This is a genomic window from Pseudomonas sp. F-14 TE3623 (assembly GCF_053629015.1).
This window is the reverse complement of sequence record NZ_JBRJHM010000001.1, coordinates 868,817-888,995: the sequence shown is the minus strand read 5'-3', so window position 1 is coordinate 888,995 and position 20,179 is coordinate 868,817. Positions and strand designations below refer to the sequence as shown.

Annotated in this window: 14 protein-coding genes and 1 pseudogene; 1 reads left to right on the top strand and 14 read right to left on the bottom strand. The window is 60.0% G+C overall.

The features are described from left to right. Positions 1-20 precede the first annotated feature (20 nt). From AB7M29_RS04045 to AB7M29_RS04035, 3 genes are read right to left on the bottom strand one after another with little or no spacing between them, the layout of a single operon-like run. Positions 21-2,117: an HlyD family efflux transporter periplasmic adaptor subunit gene (locus tag AB7M29_RS04045; RefSeq protein ID WP_454246380.1), complete on the bottom strand. Its 2,097-nt coding sequence runs from the start codon at positions 2,115-2,117 to the stop codon at positions 21-23. Next, positions 2,118-3,437 carry an efflux RND transporter periplasmic adaptor subunit gene (locus AB7M29_RS04040; protein ID WP_454246379.1) on the bottom strand — a complete coding sequence of 440 codons (1,320 nt, stop codon included), beginning with the start codon at positions 3,435-3,437 and terminating at the stop codon, positions 2,118-2,120. It lies immediately after the preceding gene. Beyond that, positions 3,434-4,216, bottom strand: a complete 783-nt coding sequence (locus AB7M29_RS04035; RefSeq protein WP_454246378.1) for an efflux RND transporter periplasmic adaptor subunit — start codon at positions 4,214-4,216, stop codon at positions 3,434-3,436. Before AB7M29_RS04035 ends, AB7M29_RS04040 begins: the two co-directional genes overlap by 4 nt. 501 nt (positions 4,217-4,717) lie before the next feature. On the opposite strand from AB7M29_RS04035, the pseudogene AB7M29_RS04030 reads away from it, so the two are divergent. Next, positions 4,718-5,407 (top strand): annotated as a pseudogene (locus AB7M29_RS04030) (NYN domain-containing protein). Here AB7M29_RS04030 and AB7M29_RS04025 read toward each other — a convergent pair. The 11 genes from AB7M29_RS04025 to AB7M29_RS03975 form a co-directional block, all read right to left on the bottom strand. After that, the gene (locus tag AB7M29_RS04025; protein ID WP_454246377.1) at positions 5,388-6,974 is read right to left on the bottom strand and encodes an efflux transporter outer membrane subunit; all 1,587 of its coding nucleotides are present in this window, start codon (positions 6,972-6,974) and stop codon (positions 5,388-5,390) included. The pseudogene AB7M29_RS04030 and the gene AB7M29_RS04025 overlap by 20 nt on opposite strands. Beyond that, positions 6,971-8,035 carry an HlyD family secretion protein gene (locus AB7M29_RS04020; protein ID WP_454246376.1) on the bottom strand — a complete coding sequence of 355 codons (1,065 nt, stop codon included), beginning with the start codon at positions 8,033-8,035 and terminating at the stop codon, positions 6,971-6,973. The genes AB7M29_RS04025 and AB7M29_RS04020 overlap by 4 nt, the downstream gene beginning before the upstream one ends. 26 nt (positions 8,036-8,061) lie before the next feature. Beyond that, entirely contained in the window at positions 8,062-9,600 is a 1,539-nt protein-coding gene (locus AB7M29_RS04015) for an MFS transporter (protein WP_454246375.1), read from the bottom strand. Between the two features lie 251 nt (positions 9,601-9,851). Further along, positions 9,852-10,772: a LysR family transcriptional regulator gene (locus AB7M29_RS04010; protein WP_217855015.1), complete on the bottom strand. Its 921-nt coding sequence runs from the start codon at positions 10,770-10,772 to the stop codon at positions 9,852-9,854. Positions 10,773-10,981: 209 nt separating this feature from the next. After that, positions 10,982-11,848, bottom strand: coding sequence for an ABC transporter permease (locus AB7M29_RS04005; protein ID WP_217855006.1), 867 nt, complete (start codon positions 11,846-11,848; stop codon positions 10,982-10,984). 19 nt (positions 11,849-11,867) lie between these two features. Beyond that, a complete protein-coding gene (locus AB7M29_RS04000) occupies positions 11,868-12,728 on the bottom strand; it encodes an ABC transporter ATP-binding protein (protein WP_217855004.1) in 861 nt (286 codons plus the stop codon). Between the two features lie 5 nt (positions 12,729-12,733). Next, positions 12,734-13,759 carry an ABC transporter substrate-binding protein gene (locus tag AB7M29_RS03995; RefSeq protein ID WP_454246374.1) on the bottom strand — a complete coding sequence of 342 codons (1,026 nt, stop codon included), beginning with the start codon at positions 13,757-13,759 and terminating at the stop codon, positions 12,734-12,736. A gap of 15 nt (positions 13,760-13,774) precedes the next feature. Then, positions 13,775-14,686 carry a TauD/TfdA dioxygenase family protein gene (locus AB7M29_RS03990; RefSeq protein WP_454246373.1) on the bottom strand — a complete coding sequence of 304 codons (912 nt, stop codon included), beginning with the start codon at positions 14,684-14,686 and terminating at the stop codon, positions 13,775-13,777. A gap of 302 nt (positions 14,687-14,988) precedes the next feature. Continuing rightward, positions 14,989-16,356 (bottom strand): HlyD family type I secretion periplasmic adaptor subunit, encoded by a 1,368-nt coding sequence (locus AB7M29_RS03985; RefSeq protein ID WP_454246372.1) that lies wholly within the window; start codon positions 16,354-16,356, stop codon positions 14,989-14,991. Then, the gene (locus AB7M29_RS03980) at positions 16,346-18,502 is read right to left on the bottom strand and encodes a type I secretion system permease/ATPase (RefSeq protein WP_454246371.1); all 2,157 of its coding nucleotides are present in this window, start codon (positions 18,500-18,502) and stop codon (positions 16,346-16,348) included. Before AB7M29_RS03980 ends, AB7M29_RS03985 begins: the two co-directional genes overlap by 11 nt. Positions 18,503-18,541: 39 nt before the next feature. Then, entirely contained in the window at positions 18,542-19,894 is a 1,353-nt protein-coding gene (locus AB7M29_RS03975) for a TolC family outer membrane protein (RefSeq protein ID WP_454246370.1), read from the bottom strand. Positions 19,895-20,179: the final 285 nt, after the last annotated feature.

Here is a 20,179-nt window from a genome sequence, read left to right as displayed (position 1 = left end):
TTCTCCCTTAGCTATTCACCTTAGAAGCCGCTTTCCCTGACCCCCAAAGCCGCCAATCGCCGCCAGGCAACGCCCAGCAACGACTCGCCACTGCCCTGCAACACCACAATGCCGCGCAACGGCTGCACCGGCGTCGGCGTATTTTCGAGGATGCTCAATCGCGCGCCGTACTGCGCCTGTACCGGCTCGGCGCGCTGATGCTGATCGCGCCGCACGGCAATCGGCCCGTGGTGATCGGAAGTCAGCGCTTCCTGATCGACATAAGCCACTCCATTGGTATCGATTTCACTCAATTGCACTTTGATCGCCGGGTGCATCGGGTCATCGGCGATGAACCGTCCTCTGGCACCCGGGGCGACACGCCAGAGTTCGGCTTCGGCCAGATAACCGCGCAACCGCGCGCCGTCTTCGACCACCCGCGCCAAAGGATCTTTGGTCGAAAGCCAGCGACCGACCGTCAACTGCGGCAGTAGATCGCGCACCTTGCCGCCGTGGGGCGCGCGCAGCAGCAGACGCTCACGCTGGGCGGCCAGGCCCCGATATTCAGCCACGGCTTCGGCCAAGCGCTGTTCGACGATACCGGCATCGGCGGCGGTTTCGCTGCGGCTGGCCTGACGGCGCATCTGTAATTGCTGGATCTGGATTTCTCGACGGACGATAGCCTGGCGTGAGTCCAGATCCGGTGATTCCAGCTCGATTAGCACCTCACCTTGAGCGACGATCTGGCCGTCATGCACATTCACCGTTTTGACCCGCGCCGCCACCGGCGCGTGCAGGGCGCTGGCGCGTCCGGCCTCAAGCATCGTCGGCAACTCCACCGCGCTGCGCCATGGCAGCGCCAGCAGCAACAACAGCCCAAGCAACGCCAGACCGCTGAGCAGTACCCGAGGCGCATGCGCCTGTTCGCGACGGCTCCACCATTGCCGCCACTCGCTCAGGATCGGCAGAAAGATGAACCACACCAGCTCCACCAGCATCAGGAAAATCCCCAACACCTTGAAGAACAGGTGATAAACCGCCAGTGCAATCCCGAGAAACAGCGCCGCGCGCCACAGCCAAGCGCCATACCCCCAGATCAACAAACGCCGCTGCATCTTCGGCGACCAAGGCTCCGGTGCCTGGGCTGCGTAGCCGAACAAAAACTCGCGCAGCCGCCAGCGGCACAAGGCAAAGGCCCGCCCTTGAAGGTTATCCACTTCCCAAAAATCGCTTAGCAAGAAGTAGCCATCGAACCGCATGAACGGGTTGAGGTTGATCACCAGCGTGGTGATCCAGGTCGCGCTGGCGAGCATGAACGCCGCCGTGCGCCCGGGGCCGTCAGGCAGCAGTGACCAGGCAAGCAGCGCGATACACGCCAACACCAGTTCCGCCAGCACCCCGCCGGCACCGATCAGCAACCGCGCACGGCGATCATTGACGCGCCAGGCGTCGCTGACGTCCGTGTAAAACATCGGCAGCAGCACCATGAATGCCACGCCCATGCTCTGCACCCGACAACCGGCGCGCTTGGCCATGAAGGCGTGGCCGAACTCGTGGCAAAGCTTGGCGAAAAACAGCGCCACAGCAAACGCCAGCGCACCGCCGAGGCTGAACAGGTGCGGAAAGGTCGCGATAAACCGCTGCCAGTCCCGCGACACCAGAAACACCCCAAGCCCCAGTATCGCGGGCAATCCGTAGCGCAATGCGCGCGGGCCGAAACGCTCCAGCCACGGCCAGGCGCGATTGAGAAAGGCGTCCGGGCGCCACAGCGAAATCCGGAAAAACAGGTATTGATGCAGCAGGATTTGCCACAGACTCTGGCGCTGAGCCGCGGCCTTCAGGCTGTAGCTGGCGCGTTGCGACGGGTCGAGGGCGCTGATCAGGTCATGGCCGCGCAAAAACTCCAGCAATTGCTCAAGCGCCGCACCATCCAGCGGCAGCCCCGGTTCGCGGTTGGCAGCACGCAGCACTTGCTCTGGATCGCCCAGGGACCAATGGCGCAGCAGGCGCATCGCCGCCGCACCGAGTTTGAAATACCGCCCACGCACCGGGTCGGCCAGGGTCCAGCGCGGCGACCCGTCGAGGGCCGGGGCCGCCGTCGACAATTGCAGATCTGCCCGCAGGCTTGGCAGGCTCATCTAAAGGCCCACGCTCTGACGTAACCCGGCCAGCGGTCGACGCAACAGGTACAACGCCAGCGGCGCACGGTCGCCGAAGACTTTCGCAGTGCCCCGCAAACCAATGCGTGGCGGTGCGGCGTCGAACGTCGCATCCAGTCGATAAGCCAGTTGCCCGGCAGCGGTGGGCTGCGCTTCGTAGGCCGAACGTTCGAGTTTGGCCAAGTGCCGCTGCAGTGGATCGCTGTCGAGAAACAGCGCGACCTGCGCCCCCGGTTCCAGGGCAATCGCATCGCCCACGGCCAATTCGATGCGCAACTCGGCCTGGTTCGGGTCGGCGATTTCCATCAGCCGCTCGCCGGTTTGCACGGGTTTGCCGGTCCAGCGTTCGGCGTCGGCGAACACCGCGATGCCGTCCCGCTCGGCGCGTACTTCGCTGCGTTTGAGCAGTTCACGGGCGTAATCCCGTTCGGCGCGCTTCTGCTCCACTCGCGCCGCCAGCAGATCGATTTTCGAACTGGATTCGGCATCGGCGAAGGAGCGCTGGGAATTGGCCTTGAGTTCCGCTTCGGCAACGCCCAGAGCGCGCTCGGCCACATCGGCCTGAGCCTTGAGCGTAGTGCTTTCGAAGCGCAGCAGCAGGCCGCCGGTTTTCACTGCCTGGTTGGGTTTGACCAGGAATTCGGCGATCACCCCGTCCAGCGGCGCCGCCACCACCCGACCGCCCAACGGGACGACTTCGGCCGGTGCCAACACCGATTGGCGCACCGGGATCAGCAACCCGAGCAACAACACGGCAACCAGCGCCACCTGACGCTTGCGCGTCCAGCGCAGTCGCCAGGGTTTGCGCGGTTGCTGTGCGAGCCAGGCATGGCTGTAAGTGTCACCCAGTTGCGACAGCAGCACTTGTTCGGAAGGGTTCCACGGCACATCCCGCGCCAGCCATAGGCCGCCGAACACCTCGCCCTGATGATCGATCAGTGGCAGCCAGAACACCTGAGCGGCTGACAGACTTTGCCAATCGGCCAGAATCGATTCACTGAGAAGATCGGGCGCGATCACCCGCGCCTGTTTCAACACCTCAAGCTTGAACAGCTGCGCGACTGCTTGCTCGACAAACGCCACGAACGGCGCATTCGGTTCCACGGCACTGACACCGGTGACCGCCTGCACCTTGCCGGCGATCAACAGCGCGGCATGGCGGAAACCGAACAGCGCCTGACCGTCATTGACCAGGCTGTAAGCCAGTTGAGAAGGCGTGCGCGCGGCGCGGGTCTGGCGTTCGAGGTCGAGAAACCTTGCGAACACCTGCTCGGCGCCGCCGGTCACCGGGGCGTTCATTTGAGCTCCGCGAAATGCGCCGTTCCGCTCATCCCAGCCAACAGACCGTTGGCGTTGGGCAGCGCCGCCACCAGCAGCAAGGTCTGGCTGCCCTCGTCGATCCGCGCACCGAGGCGCTTGACCGTGGCATCCAGCGGCTGACCGGTTTCATCGGGGACAAAACTGAACGTCTGGCCGGGCTTGAGTTTGCCCATCCAGCGCGACGGCACCAACAGGTGAATTTCCAGAGTGCGGTTATCGACCACGTCCAGCAACGGCGCGCCAGCGGCAACGCTTTCGTAGCGCTTGACCTTGCGCTCGACGACCTGACCATCGAAGGGCGCCACCACATTGCAGCGCTTGACCTGAACCTGGTAGACCTGGGACTGCGCCTGAATCTCGCTGACCTTGGCCTCGGCCCGCGCCACTTCAAAGCGCCCGACCGAATTCAACGCCGCCAGTTGTTTGTTGTGCGCCAGTTCTTCACCAGCACCACGGCTGGCAGCTTGAGCCGCGTTGAGCTGAGCCTGATAAGCCGAACAGTCAAACCGCGCCAGAGTGTCGCCCTTTTTGAACGACTCGCCCTCACTGAACGGCAACTCCACAATCCGCCCCGACAACTCACTGGCAAGCACCGCCTGATCCCGGGCTCGCAGCACACCACGGGCTTCACTGCTGGCCGACGCATTACCGCCGACCGCGCTGTTTTCCAGCAACGGATCGTCTGGCGCAGGTGTTTGCGCCTGTACTACGCACGTTACAAAGGTCAATCCAATAACCAAAATACGAACACGCCGCATAACCGTAACTCCCTGACGGATTAGCGGAGTCTATGACAGCGGGGGTGAGCGTCAAGCCGGATGGCCATCATTGGTTAGAAATGTAATGTTTCAAAAAGGACGAAATTCTCGGTGTGGTCGTTTGATTCCTAGGGGTAATGAGCATTGGTATTAAATCCCACACGAAATCAGGAACGTCCATTCAATCTAAACTGAAGACGGCAATAGACACTTTGCGGATATAGAGACAGTCGGACATTTCCACCTTCTCCCTGCAACAATCACAAATAGTTGAACCCGGGAATGCCTTGACCATCGATCATGCAATTGCACAAAACTGGTCGGCCGGTGCTGGAAATCGTCCAGTCGAGTAGTACCTTGGTCAGTCGAGGGTTGACGTGCTAACGCACTCAATTTAGGATCAGCCCACTACTCAACCCCGTACGCAGAGATTAGGTTCTCTGGCAGTTGGGGTGAAAAAACCGGCTTAGGCCGGTTTTTTCGTTTCTGAGGATTGGATTTGTGCGTACTGCGTTCTTCGTTGACGGCTACAACGTGTTCTACGGATTGCTAGCAGGCACTCCTTACAAATGGCTGAATTTGCCAAAGTTGTTGGCCCACATCGCCTACGTCGAAAATCCTCAAAGTTCACTCGCTTCAATGGATTACTTCACTTCTTCCGTCAAGCCGGAGCTGGCTACTCGCGGCAGAATTTCCAAGGAAGCTCAGGACACCTATGTTCGAGCACTCAAGGCCAATAATGTGTCTGTTCACTATGGTCGCCACCAACTCGAACCCGCAAGAGCGCCGCGCTTTATCGACAAAAAAATTGGTGCGTCACGCCAGGACAAAGTCGCTATTTGGAAACTCGAAGAGAAAGAAACTGACGTCCATATCGCAATCAGCATGTATCGCACCGCGGCGAGAGAAACCAAAGACCACAACACGGAGCGCATTCAACAGCTCGTTCTTGTTTCCGGGGACACAGATATGGCTCCCGCATTAAAAGCCATCTGAGAGGATTTTCCGCAGATGATAGTTGGCGTTGTTCTCCCATGCAGGACCGAGTTCAAACGCTCACCGCCTGGCTCCTTGAAGGAGCACTCACACTGGATGCGACGTGTCGTAACCTCAGAAGAACTTCAGTCGCACCAGTTTCCAGTTCGTGTGCCTACTCATAAAGCACCCGCGATCAAACCGGATTATTGGTAACGGCACCTGCCACCGGATACACCGACTCCCATCCCCCACCCAACGCCTTGTACAAACCAACCATTGCCAACGACACCCCGGTCGAACTCTCGACCCACTGCTGCTGGGTCGCCAGCAATTCGCCTTGCACGGTGAGGACGTTGACGAAATCCACCACCCCTTCGACGTATTGCTGTTGCGCGGTGCGCAGGGCGATCTGGTTCTGGCGTACGGCTTCGGCGAGGCTGTCGCGGCGCAGTTGGCTGGCATTGTAGGCGGTGAGTTGATCGTCGATTTCATGCCAGGCCCGCAGCACGGTTTGCTGGTAGGCCAGCGCTGCTTCCTGTTGCTGGGCTTCGCGCAGGTACAACATGCCGCGCAGGCGACCGCCGTCGAACAGCGGCAGGCTGAACTGCGGACCGATGCCGAACGAGCGCGAGCTCCAGGAACCGAAATCGCTCAACTGCATGGCTTGCGAACCGATATTGCCCGACAGGGTGATCCGTGGATAAAAGTCGCCCTTGGTCACGCCGATGCTGGCGGTCGCGGCATGCAGACGGGCTTCGGCCTGACGGATGTCGGGGCGGCGCTCGGCCAATTGCGACGGCAAGCCGATGGCGACCTGACGCGGGGTTTGCGGCACCGGGGCGTCTGTGGATAACTCAGCGGACAGCGCTTGCGGCGGTTCGCCCATCAACAGGCTCAGGGCGTTGATCAGTTGCGACTGACGCTGCTCAAGCGCCGGCAAACGTGACTCGATGGCCGCGACTTGCGCAGCGGCTTCGGCAACGTCCAGATCCGTCGCCACACCGTCGGCCAGGCGCAATTGCGAGAGTTTCAAACTATGCCGGGCAACGTCGAGGTTCTGCTCGGTGACGGCCCGCGTGCTTTGCACACCGCGCAGCTGAATGTAGTCCTGAGCGGTTTCGGCAAGCACCGACAGCAGCACGCCGCGACGATCGTTTTCCGCCACTTCCAGGGTGGCATCGGCGGCTTCGGTTTCGCGGCGCACCCGGCCCCAGAAATCCAGTTCCCAAGAGGCGGAAAAGCCTGCGTCCCACAGGTTGAACGCCGAGTCGCCGTTGTTGCCCGACGGATCGTTCAGGCCTTCACCACTGTTGCGTTTGCGCCCATAGCTGCCGCTGGCGGCGGTATTGGGATAGCGGTTGGCGGTGTTCACCTGGCGCGCGACGCGGCTTTGCTGCAAGCGGCTGCTGGCGAGTTTCAGGTCGAGGTTGTCGGTCAGGGCACGTTGGGTCAGGGCAGAGAGTTTCGGGTCGTGGAATACCTCCCACCAGCGTTCGTCCATTTCAGCGGGAACGACCTGACTGGCGGCGGCTTTGGCTGGTTTGGTCCATTCAGCCACTTGTTGCGGCTGAGGTTTCTGGAAGTCTGGGCCGACAGTGCAAGCCGAAAGGCTCATGACCAGCAAGGCATAAAGGGGAATGCGAGGCCACTGGCCTCTTCGCGAGCAAGCCCGCTCCCACACTGGATCTCCTTTTGTGCATAAAGCTTGGGCACCCAGCAGATCAAATATGGGAGCGAGCTTGCTCGCGAAGACGTCAGTCCTATCAACAAAAATCTTCATCGTTGCGCGACCCCATGCTCGCTGGCGCTTGCAGTATCAATCCTCGCCTCCACCGACATCCCCACCCGCAACCGATCGGCCAATGCCTGACCCGGTTCCAGAACGATTTTCACCGGAATCCGTTGCACAACCTTGGTGAAGTTGCCGGTGGCGTTGTCCGGTTTGACCGAGGCGAAGGTCACGCCAGTGGCGGGTGCGATGCTCTCGACGCGACCGCGCAGGGCTTCGCCGCCGAGGCTGTCGACGTGTACTTGCACGCTCTGCCCCGGCTGTACGTCAGTCAGTTGGGTTTCCTGAAAATTGGCGACCACATAGGCCCGCTCCAACGGCACCACGGCCAGAATCTTGCTGCCCGGTGTGACATAGGCGCCGACCCGAACCGCGCGCTCGCCGACCATCCCGTCCTGGGGCGCAACGATGCGCGTATAGGACAGCTCATAGCTGGCCATTTCCAGCGCCGCTTGCGCTCGTTTCAGCCCGCCTTCGGCCGCATCACGCTGCGCAGTCAGGATCTCTACCTGCTTGCGTTCAGCCGCCAGCACTGCCGTGGCATTGGCCAAGCGAGCGGAGGCCTGATCGATGCGCGTGCGCGCTTGCTGAGCATTCTGCACCGTGCCAGCACCCACCCCGGCGAGGTGGTTGTAGCGGTTCAGTTCATGCTCGGCGAAAGCCATTTCAGCCTTCGCCGAAACCACCGTGGCCTGGGCCTGAGCGATCACCGACGTCTGGCGCTCCAGGGTGGCCCGAGCGTTCTGCAACTGCGCCCTGGCCACCAGGGTTTCAGCGTCGGCGGCCTCAGCGGCGGCGCGTAGATCGCGGTCGTCGATCAACGCCAGTAACTGTCCGGCCTTGACCAGCTGGTTGTCTTCCACCAGCACGTCCTTGATGAACCCCGCCACGCGCGGCGCCACCCGTGTGAAGTCTGCCGCGACGAAAGCATCGTTGGTGCTCTGCTGTGTGCGCTTACCGAACAAGCCCGGCGCCAGCAGGTAAACCAACACCCCGACCGCCATCACTACCGCAACGCCGACAGCGACTTTTTGCTTTGATTGAGTCGTCATAAAAACCTTCTGTTTCAGTGAAGCATTCAAGTCGGCGCGCGCGGTGGATAGATCCGCGTTGGCAGCCAGAAAATCAGCAGGATCAGCGCCACGGCGACGCCGGCCATGCACAGATAAAGATCGGAGGAGGTCAGCACTAAGGCCTGTTGATGCAGTCGGTGAGCCAGGCCTGCGTTGTCGCTTTGGACCAAGGGCGAATTACCCAGGTTGTCCACCAGCATGGTCGAATGGAAATGCAGCCTTGCAGTGGTCAGTGCCTCGATCACACCCGTAGCGATCACCGCCGCCAGGCCTTTCACGGTATTGAACCAGGCCGAAGCGAACGGCCCTTCCATTGGAGTGATGCTGCCGGTGGAGAGCATCAACAGCGGCAGCACGGCCATGGGCTGACCGAAAATCTGCAGCCATTGCAGGACATAGAAATCGTCGCGAATCCATGCCGACGTCAGCTGCGAACCACCGAGGCAAGACAGCGTCAGCATGCTCAGCCCGATCCCCAGCACCCAGCGACAATCGACCCAACGCAGGTTGCACAGCACTGCCACCAACGGCAGCGCGATCAACTGAGGCAACGCCGCCAGCAGCATGATCGGCGCGGTCTGCACCGGGCGATAACCCTGGACCTGAGCCAGGTAACTGGAGGGAATGATGACCACCGCGAGCAACACCACCAGCACACCGGCCAGCGTCAACAGGGCGAACGACAGGTTACGGATACCGAGCATCTGTAACTTGAAGAACGGAATCGGTTGCGACCATTCATTGATCAGAAACAGCACCAGCAACAGCAGCCCACTGCCGAGCAGTCCGCAAATCAGGCTCGACTCGAACCAGTCCAGCCGATTGCCTTGCAGAATGCCGATCACCAACATGCAGATCGCCGGAAACCCCAGCAGCAAGCCACGCCAATTGAACTGTTTGAAGCGTTCCAGCCGCAGCGGATCCTGGGGCAAACCGTAAGCCACCGCCGCCATGGCAATCAGGCACGGCACGACGATTTGCCAGAAGGTCCATTGCCAGCCGACGTACTCGGTCCACAACCCGGCCAGCGGCGTGCCGAGACCGGGGCCGAAGGTCGCCGTCAGGGCATAACCGGCCAGGCCATAGAGTTTCACGTTGGCCGGCAGGAACCGCAGGGCAACGGTCATCAGCATCGGCGGCAGCGCGCCACCGGCCAGACCTTGCAAGGTGCGCATGACCAGCAGGCTTTCGTAATTCGGGGCGAACGGGCACAACACACCCAGCAAGGTGAACGCACTGATCGCGTACAGGGTGAAACGCCGCAACGAAAACGTCACCGAACACCAAGGGGCAAACGCCATGGCGGCCACCGAGGTAGCGGTGTAACTGGCGACCAGCCAGGTGCCTTCGTCGTAACCGATGGCCAACGCGCCGCGGATATCGGCCAAGGCGACCTTGGTTACCATCTCGTTCAAGCCCGACACCAGCACCGCCAGCAACACGCCCACCAGGCCGATGATGATTCGCGGGCCGAAGACCGGTGGCGTGATGGCGGCCGCTGGCTTGGCCGCAGCGAGAGGCGCCGAGACCGTGAGGGAAGTCATGTACTGCAAGCTCCGGAAGGGGAATACCGAAGCATTTTAGGGAGCGTGGAAGCTTACGAAAATTGACTTATTGGCAGGTTATAAGTGCGCTTTATGCAGCAATTAGATCCGAATGGCCCGCAAATTTTGAAACAACACAAGCCCCCTGTGGGAGCGGGCTTGCTCGCGAAGAGGCCATCACCTTCAACATCAACGCTGACTGACACACCGCTTTCGCGAGCAAGCCCGCTCCCACAAGGGTATGCGTCAACTCAGGTAGGCTGTGCAGCCAGCCACGTCTCATCACAACAGGTCTTGAGTGTTTCACGCATCCAGCGATGGGCCGGATCCTTGTCGAAACGCGGATGCCAAGCCTGGGTCAGCATCAGGGTCGGTAACGGAATCGGCAGGGTGAATGAGCGCAGTTTCAAGCCCAGCCGCCGCACGCTCAGCAATGCTTCCTTGGGCACCGGCAGAATCAAATCGGAATCCGGCAAGGCGAACATCGCAGCATGGAAACTCGGCGCAATCACCGCCACCCGCCGCTCCAGCCCCAAGGCGTTGAGCGCCGTGTCGATCGGCCCGCGGGCGATCCCCCGGCGCGACATGCTGATATGGGAAAAACCGGCGTACCGTTCGGCGGTGATCTCTTCATCAAACAACGGATGATCTTCACGCACCAGCCCGACAAAGTGAGTGGAAAACAGGTTCTGCACTTTCACTTCCGGCATCAGCGGCCGATTGTTGCTGACACTTAAATCGATACGTCCTTCACGCAACGCTTCGTCGTCCCCATCGCCCTCGGGGACAAAGCGCAATTCACAATGCGGGGCCTGGCGCTCCATCGTGTCGAACAGCTTGCCGCCATAGACGCCAACAAAGAAATCATTGGCGCGAATGCTGAACCGCCGGCGCAAACTGCCCAAGTCGACGTCATCGGCGGAACGGAACAGCAAAGCGGCCTGCTCCACCAGGTCCCGCACTTGCTCGCGTAACTCCAGTGCCTTGGGCGTTGGCACCAGACCGCGACCGGCGCGCACCAGAATCGGATCGCCGATAGCCTCGCGAATTCGCGTCAGCGTCCGGCTCATCGCCGCCGGGCTGAGGTTCATCCGCCGCGCAGCGCCCACCACACTGCCCTCGTCGAGCAAGGCGTCGAGGGCGACCAACAGGTTCATGTCCGGGAGTTGCATGCTGAGCACTCGTGGCTGATCTGGATTGATTCAAACGCAATGCTAGCAAACATCTTTAGATGCGGTGGTGATAGGGCTGGTCCCTTCGCGAGCAAGCCCGCTCCCACAGTTGATCTTCAGTGGTTGCAGATTTTGTGTACGACAAAGAACCCATGTGGGAGCGGGCTTGCTCGCGAAGAGGTCAGCCCAGTCAATAGAGAACTCGAAGCCTAACGCTGCATCCCCCACCGCTTCACCGTCACCCGCTCCAACGTATCAAACACCAGATTCTCCACCAGCAACCCAATCAAGATCACCACTGCCAACCCGGCAAATACCTTGTCGGTGTACAGCTCATTACGATTCTGGAAGATGTACCAACCCAAACCGCCCTTGCCACTGGTAGCGCCAAACACCAATTCAGCAGCGATCAGCGTACGCCAGGCGAAGGCCCAACCGATTTTCAGCCCGGCAAGAATCGACGGCAACGCAGCGGGGATCAGGATGAACAACACGAAACGCATGCCCTTGAGGCCGTAATTGCGGCCGGCCATGCGCAGGGTTTCCGAGACACCCAGAAACCCGGCATAGGTGTTTAAGGCCAACGCCCAAAGCACCGAATGCACCAGTACAAAAATCAGGCTGTTCTGCCCCAACCCGAACCACAGCAGCGCTAACGGCAACAGCGCAATGGCGGGCAATGGGTTGAACATCGAGGTCAGCGTACTCAGCAGATCACGACCGAACCGGGTCGACACCGCCAGCGTCGTCAGGACAAACGCCAGAACGATGCCAATCAGGTAACCCTTGAGCAAAACAACCAGCGAAATCCACACCTTGCTCAGCAGTTCGCCGCTGAGCAAGCCCTCCTGCAGCGCGCTGGCGGTTTGCAAAAAACTCGGCAGCAGCAGGTCGTTGTTCTGATATCGGGCGACGGCCTCCCAAAGCACCGCGAGCAAAATCAGGATCAGACTTTTGCGCAGCCAACCCTGCTGCCAGAGGCGCTGGCCGAGCGGCAATTCGCGCTCCAGCGGCACACTCGTCAGCGGCTGCAAAACAGTTTCGTACTCTTTACGCGCAAATGATGAATGGCTCATCGGGCAATCCTCCAATGGCTCAATAAGCGATGCGAATGTCGGCGAAATCCAACTCACGCTCGGTTTCCGGCGACTGACCTTCATCGAACAGCAGCCGATGAATCCGCCGCGCCGATTCCTGGAACGCCACGCCACCCAAGCTGTGCAAGTCGTATTGATGGCTGTGGACTTCCGCCCGCACCCGACCCGGATGGGGCGACAGCAGCAAAATCCGGTTGCCCACCACCAACGCCTCTTCGATGGAGTGAGTGACGAACAGCAGCGTGAAACGCACCTCCTCCCAGAGCAGCAGCAACTCTTCCTGCATCTTGCGCCGGGTCAGCGCGTCGAGGGCGGCGAAGGGCTCGTCCATCAACAGGATCTTCGGCTGCATCGCCAAGGCGCGAGCAATGGCCACGCGAGCTTTCATGCCGCCAGACAAGGTATGCGGATAGGCATCGGCAAACGCCGCCAGACCGACTTTGTCCAGATAGTGCAGCGCCCGCTCTTCAGCCTCTTTGCGTTTGAGGGTTTTGGAAGCGAGCAGCGGAAACATCACGTTCTGTTTGACGGTTTTCCACGGCGGCAGCTGATCGAACTCCTGAAACACCACGATCCGGTCTGGTCCTGGCGCATCGACCCGCTGGCCTTGCAGGCGAATTTCACCCTCACAGGGCTGAATGAACCCGGCAACGGCTTTGAGCAACGTCGACTTGCCGCAGCCGGAAGGACCGAGCAGCACAAAACGGTCCGCCGGATCGATCTCGAAACTGACCTGATGGGTCGCTCGAACCACCCGCGCAGGCGTGCGGTATTCCAGGCTGACCTGGTCGACCGACAACAGCGCTTGAGCTGTCGTGATCGGTTTGCTGACCGTGTGACCTTGCAAAGGGGCGTTCATGTCGGTCAGCTCCCTTGCAGCGGTTGGGCGTCCTGGAAGAAGTAATCCTTCCACGAATCCGGTTTGTTTTTGATCGCGCCGACGCGGTAGAGGAACTCCGCCAGCGGGTAGGTATTTTTCGGTGTGATGCTGAATTCGAACTGCGGGTTGTCGATGATTTTCAGCAACGCCGCGCGGTCGATTTTGGCCTTGGTGACACGGATGTAAGTGTCGGCCGCCGCACCTTTATCGTTCTGCGCAAACTCGGCCGCTTCAGTCAGCGCAGCGATGAAGGCTTTGTAGGTTTTCGGGTTCTCGTTGCGGAATTTCTCGGTGGCGAACAGCACGGTCGGCGAGTTCGGACCAAGCAAGTCATAGGTGTTCAGCACCACATGCACGTTGGGGTTCTCCAGTGCCTGATCCTGGAACGGCGGGTTGGAGAAGTGCCCGCTTAACTCGGTGCCGCCAGCGATCAGTGCTGCGGTGGCATCCGGGTGCGGAACGGCGATGGTGTACTTGTCGAGGCGATTGAATTCCTTGTCGCCCCATTGCTTGGCTGCCGCGTATTGCAGGAAGCGCGACTGCACCGAGACCCCGACCGCTGGCACCGCAATGCGGTCCTTCTCGGTGAAATCGGCGATGGTTTTGACCTTTGGATTATTGCTCACCAGGTAGTAAGGGAAGTTGCCCAGGGAGGCCACGGCTTTGACGTTTTGCTTGCCGTGAGTGCGGTCCCAGATGGTCAGCAGCGGGCCGACGCCGGCACCGGCAATATCGATGGAGCCGGAGAGCAACGCATCATTGACCGCCGAACCGCCGGAGAGCTGAGTCCAGTCGACCTTGATGTCGATGCCTTCCTGCTTGCCGTACTTCTCGATCAGGTTCTGATCGCGCACTACGTTGAGCAGCAGATAAACGATGCCGAACTGTTCGGCGATACGAATTTCACCTTCGGCGTGAGCCACGGACGGCGCTACCAGGCTGCCGGCGAGCAGGCTGAAACCCAGGCCAATGGCCGCAGCCAATGGTGCAAATGGAAGACGTTTGGACATGGGAATTCTCCGAAATCAGAAAGGCGCGTCGCCCTGGATGGTGGTGCGATACAACTTGCGGCGCAGATGGCTGGGGCATCCGGCGGCGAGGTGAATCAGCGAACGGTTGTCCCAGAACACCAGGTCGTGGGCCTGCCATTGATGGCGGTAAATGTTTTGCGGCAGCACGCTGTGGGCGTAGAGCTCGTCGAGCAATTGTTTGCTCTCGTCTTCCGGCAAACCGACGATGCGGGTGGTGAAGCCCTCGCTGACGAACAACGCCTTGCGACCGTTTTCCGGGTGGGTGCGGACGATGGGGTGAACCACCTCGGCGACTTGAGCGAGCTGCTCCGGCGTCAGGGTCGGGCGCCAGTTGCCCTCGAATTTTGTCTCGCTGTAGCGCGCGGTATAGGAATGCGCGGCCGAGCGGCCTTCGACGGTTTTACGCAGCGCCTCGGGCAGGCTGTCCCAGGCTTTGTGCAGGTCGGCGAACAGCGTGTCGCCGCCTTCGGACGGCAACTCCTGGGCATGCAGCATCGAGCCCAGGCTTGGCAGTTCTTTATAGGACAGGTCCGAATGCCAGAACTTGCCGGCATCACCGAGGCCGATGGATTGGCCGTTTTCGATGATGTTGGAAACGATGAGGATTTCCGGATGCCCGGCCAGCAGGAACTGCTTGAGTACGTGGATCTGCAACACACCGAAACGGCGGCTGAAGGCGATCTGCTGTTCGGGGGTAATGCGCTGGTCGCGGAACACCACCACGTGATGGTCCAGGTGCGCGCGATGGACGCGGGCGAAGTCCTGGTCATTGATCGGGCGGGACAGGTCCAGGCCGATGATTTCGGCACCGACAGCGCCGCTGAATGGTCGGACTTCGAAGACTTGCGACGCGATGGTGGCGGCGCTGGTTGATGCGGGCTTTGGAGAAAAAGAGACAGCTGACATAAAAATCACTCCCACGCACGGCACGCTCAAAGGCGCGCGTCGATCAGAAACTCACGGAGGTCCCGTGTTGGTTCGTGTCGTGCGGCGCGCCGATTGGTCGGCAGGTACGCAGGGGAGTGACTTTATAGGTATAAGAATTGAAATTTAAATACCGTTAGTGAATAACGATATGGCTTTTGGCATGCAGCGTCTATGGGGCCGCCTTCGCGAGCAAGCCCGCTCCCACAGGGGTCTTGTGATCAACACAGATCCCATGTGGGAGCGGGCTTGCTCGCGAAGAGGCCATCAACCGCGCCGGAAAACTACCGCTCGTGCAACGCCTCGGCCCGAGCCCGAATAATCGGTTTGAGCAAATAACTGAGCACAGTCTTCTTGCCGGTAATGATATCCACCGACGCCACCATCCCCGGGATGATCAGCAACGGTTTTTCATCCGTCCCCAGGTGACTGCGCTCGGTGCGCAGCTTGATGATGTAGTACGTGGTCTTCTTGTCTTCGTCGGTGATGGTGTCGGCACCGATCTGCTCCAGCTTGGCCTTCAGCCCACCGTAAATGGTGTAGTCGTAAGCCGTGAACTTCACTGTGGCGTCTTGCCCCGGATGCAGGAACGCAATGTCTTGCGGACGAATCTTGGCTTCTACCAGCAAGGTGTCATCCAGTGGCACGATCTCCACCAGATCGCTGCCCGGCTGGATCACGCCGCCGATGGTGTTCACCAGCAACTTGTTGACGATACCGCGCACCGGCGATGTCACCAGCGTCCGGCTGACCCGGTCTTCCAGGGCCTTGCCAGTGGCTTGGGCCTTGTTCAGATCGGTACGCGCTTCATTGAGTTGGGTCAGGGCTTCGCTGCGGAATTTGCCGCGAGTCTCGTCGATCTTGCGCTGCACTTCCTTGATCGCCGATTCGGCGCGCGGGATCGCCAGGGTAGTGGCGTCCAGTTGCCCGCGGGTTTCGACCTCGGCACGCTTGAGTCGCAAAACCTCCACCGGTGACACCGCGCCCTGAGCCACCAACGGCTCGGACATGTTGATTTCCTGACGCTGCAAGGCCAGACCGCTGCGGTACTGAGCCTGTTTGGAGGTGAACTCGCGCAGCTCTTGTTGACGCTGGATCAACTGCTCCTTCAAGCCACCGATTTCATCGTGCAATTGCTGACGACGACTGATGTACAGCGACTCTTCACTGGCAGCCTGAACGGGAACAGCCTTGAGCACGTCGGCGGGGAAGTTCAGCGGACGGTCATCGACTTCGGCGCTCAAGCGCTCCACACGCAGCAGCATCGACAGCCGATCGGCCTCGGTTTCACCAACGTTGGAGGCAAACCGCGTGTCGTCGAGACGAATCAGCGGCGCGCCAGCCTCGACGATCTGCCCTTCGGTGACGAACAACTCGGAGACGATGCCGCCCTCAAGATTCTGGATTTTCTGGATCTTCGACGACGGAATCGCCTTGCCGTCGCCCTTGGTGACTTCATCGATCACCGCGAAGTTGGCCCAGAGCATCAGGAACACGAAGAAGCCGATGATCGCCCAGATCGTCAATCGCACCACGCGCGGGGCGTCTTCGATCAGCGCTTTGTTGACCTCGGGAAGTGGCTGGCCTTGCAGCGATGCGGAGCCTTTGAAGTAGCGGCGGATGGAATCTTTGACCCCGGACTTAAGCAACACTGATCTGCCCCTTCTTCAACGCTTCCATCACGGCGGCTTTCGGGCCATCGGCGAGTATTTGCCCACGGTCGATCACCAGCAGACGATCCACCAGCGACAACAGCGAAGCCCGGTGCGTCACCAGCACCACGGTCTTGTTTTCAACCACTGCAGCGAGGCGTTGCTTGAGGCGTTCTTCGCCAGTGTTGTCCATGGCGCTGGTCGGTTCGTCCAGCAACAGGATTGGCGGGTTGAGCAGCAGCGCTCGGGCCAGGGCGACGTTCTGACGCTGACCGCCAGACAGGTTCTGCCCACGCTCACCGACTTGCAGCTCATAACCTTGCGGGTGCAGACGGGCGAATTCGTGGACGCCGGCCAGTTCCGCGGCTTGCAGCACCAGTTCGTCTTCGACATAGCGCGCGCCCGACACTAGATTGTCGCGCAGGGTACCGGCGAGCAATTGGATATCCTGGGGCACGTAGCCGATGTTGTGGCGCAATTCGCTGACGTCGATCTGACGGATATCCACGCCATCGACCAGCAACGCGCCGTCGTCCGGTTGATAGAGGCCCACCAGCAATTTGGCCAGGGAGCTTTTGCCCGAGCCGCTGCGACCGATGATGCCGATCTTCTCGCCGGGCTTGATGATCAGGTTGATGTTCTTCAGCGCGGGGTTCTGCTGATCCGGGTAAGTGAAGCTCAGTTGACGGCATTCAATGGCGCCTTGCAGCACTTTGCGGCTCAGTGGGCGCTCGTCGAAATTGCGCTCCTGGGGCAGCTCCATCATCTGATCGACCGAGGTCATGGTCACGCGGGCCTGCTGGTAGCGGGTCAGCAGGCCAGACAACGAAGCCAATGGGCTGAGGGCACGACCACTGAGCATGTAGCAAGCGATCAAGCCGCCCATGCTCAGGTGGCCGTCAATGATCTGGTACACGCCGAAGACGATCATGATCACCCCGGCCAGTTGCTGAATCAGCAAGGTGATGTTCATCGCCAGACCGGACAGCATTTTCACCCGCAGCTCGAGGCGGCTGAGGGTACCGATGGTTTGCTCCCACTGATACTGGCGTTCGCTTTCGGCGTTATTGACCTTCACCGCATCGAGACCGGCGAGGGTTTCGATCAGGCTCGACTGGCGCTCGGCGCCCAGGGCCATGGTTCGTTCCATGGTCGCCACCAGCGGCTTCTGCAAGGCATAACCGATCAGCAGGGCAATCGGGAACGCCAGCACCGGAATCCACACCAGATGCCCGCCCAGAATCGCGATGACCATGAAGATCAACAGCGTAAACGGCAGGTCGATCAGGCTGGTGAGGGTCAGCGACGCGAGGAAGTCTCGCAGGCTCTGAAACTCATGGATGTTCTGGGCGAAGCTGCCGACCCGCGCCGGGCGGTACTTCATGGCCATGCCGACGATGCGCTCGAACAGCGTCGCGGAGATGATCAGGTCGGTTTTCTTGCCGGCCAGGTCCAGGCACAGGCTGCGCAGGCTCTTGAGAATCAGGTCGAACAGGTAAGCGCCCGTGATGCCGATCGCCAGGACCCACAGGGTCGACTCAGCCTGGTTCGGCACCACGCGGTCGTAGACATTCATCACGAACAGCGGCGCGGCCATGGCAATGATGTTGATCAGAAAACTGGCAGCGATGGCGTCGGCGTACAGCCAGCGCGAACGCTTGAGGGTGTCGCGAAACCACGAACGCGCGCGCGGGATCAGCGTGCCGTGATTGACGTCGAATTTGTGTTGGGGTTGGGCGAAGAAGACTTTGCCGCTGTAATCGTCGGCGAGCAGTTCACGGCTGACACAGACCTCGCCACCATCGCTTTCGCTAAGCAGCAGGCGGGCCTGGTCTTCACCGTGCCAGCCGAGCAGCACCGCACTGCGCCCATCCTTGAGCAGCAACAGCGCCGGCATGGCAATCGCCGGAATCTGCTCCAGATTGCGCTGCAACACCCGCCCTTGCAGCCCGGCGCGAGCAGCCGCACGGGGCAGCAGTTCGACGCTCAGGCGTTGTTTGGGTAATGGCAGGCCGGTGGTCAGCATCGCGGCGCTGGCCGGTTTCTGGTGCAAAGTGCAAAGGGCTAACAGGCCGTCCAGTAACGGATCGTCATGCAGCGCGCGCGGATCATGAATGAGTTGAACTCGACTGACTTCTGATTCCACGCTCGACACTCTTGGCTAACGATTAAAATGGGGCAGGACTCAATTCATCCCGGGCAGCTGAACCTTGGGCTTCACGTCGTTCTGCACAACGGATGCCAATGGTGCGACCACGCCCTGACTTTTGAGCAATTCGCCCATGGTCGCCTTGATTCGGTACTGAGTAAATAACTGAATGTTTTTGATCTCAGCCAGCCGACGGGAAGCGCTGAACAGCTCGTTTTCACTGTCGAGCAGGTCGAGCAAGGTCCGTTCGCCAAGGCTGAACTGCTTCTGATACGCACTGCGCACACTGGCGCTGCGATCGACATATTGCTGGGCGATCGGCACTTGGGCGTTGGCGTTATTCAAGGCATTCCAGGCCAGGCCCAGTTCTTCGTTCAATACACGCAGGGCGTTGTTGCGAATATCCAGCGCCTGGTTCGACAAGTAGGACTTGGATTCCAGATCAGCCTTGTTGCTGCCACCGGCAAACAAATTGAAGCGCATGCGCAGCATGGCCTGCCATTCGTTGCTGTGACCGTTCTGACCGTCGATATCGTTATCGGCGCTGCGACCCAGTTCGGCATCGAAGCGCGGGTAGAAGCTCGACTTGGCGGCTTCATACTGTTTCTCGGCGGCAGCGATATCGGATTCGGCGGAGCGCAGAATCGGGCTGTTTTCCAGCATCTGCGCCCGGGCTTCATTCAGGTTGGCCGGCAACAGCGCCATGAAATCTGCAGGCCGCTCCAGTTGATCGGGCATCTGGCCGACGGCGCTGAGGAAGTTGGTTTCGGCATCCGCCAGGTTGGTCTGTTCAGTGATCAGGTTGTTGCGGGCCTGGGCCATACGCGCGTCAGCCTGATCAAGGTCGGCGCCGCTGCCCACACCGCGTTGGGTGCGCAATTTGATCTGGTCAAGAATCCGTTCGTGGTTCTTCAGATTGTCTTCGGCCAGGCGCACGAATTCGCGGCGGGTCAACACATCGAGATAGACCTGAGCAACGGTCAGCCCGGTACGTTCCGACGTACCCAGCAAGGAATAAGCGCGGGAATTAACGGTGGCTTGTTGACGCCCCACTTCGCTGGACGTCGCAAAACCGTCAAATACCATCTGCGACAGACGTAAACTTGACTCACTGCGGTTCAGCGTTTCCCAGTGATTGTTGTTGCCAGCGGCACGGGTGGTGACGCTGTCGGTGCCTTCGCGACCATAACCGCCGAGCAGATCGACCCTTGGCAGGTATCCCCCTTTAGCAGCCTTTAACTGATAATCCGCGGCCAATCGGCTGTTAACCCCTGCCTGAATTTCCGGATGGACATCCAGCGCCTGCTGCATGGCCTGCGGGAGGCTTTGCGCCTGAACAAAGCTGGCGGTAAGGGCGAAGGGTAGAACCTTGAACAGGTGCAAACGCATAGTTGGAATTTCCCGAGACTTCTTGTCTTGAATCACTGCAGAACGTGGCGCTGCATCGGATGATGGCAACCGGAATGACCGTATGTCGGAAAGTTCAAAATCGGAACTGGATCACACGCTGTAGGACAGGTCGCCGCTTAAATATCAATGTGACATTACTGGGGCGATTGTTTAGGATGGCTCCCATAAGGTCAATAGTTTGGCATAAAGTTAATTTCGAAAAAATATAGCCAAATTATTGACGATTACCGCGTCAAAGTTATGCATCAAACATCTTAGAAAGTA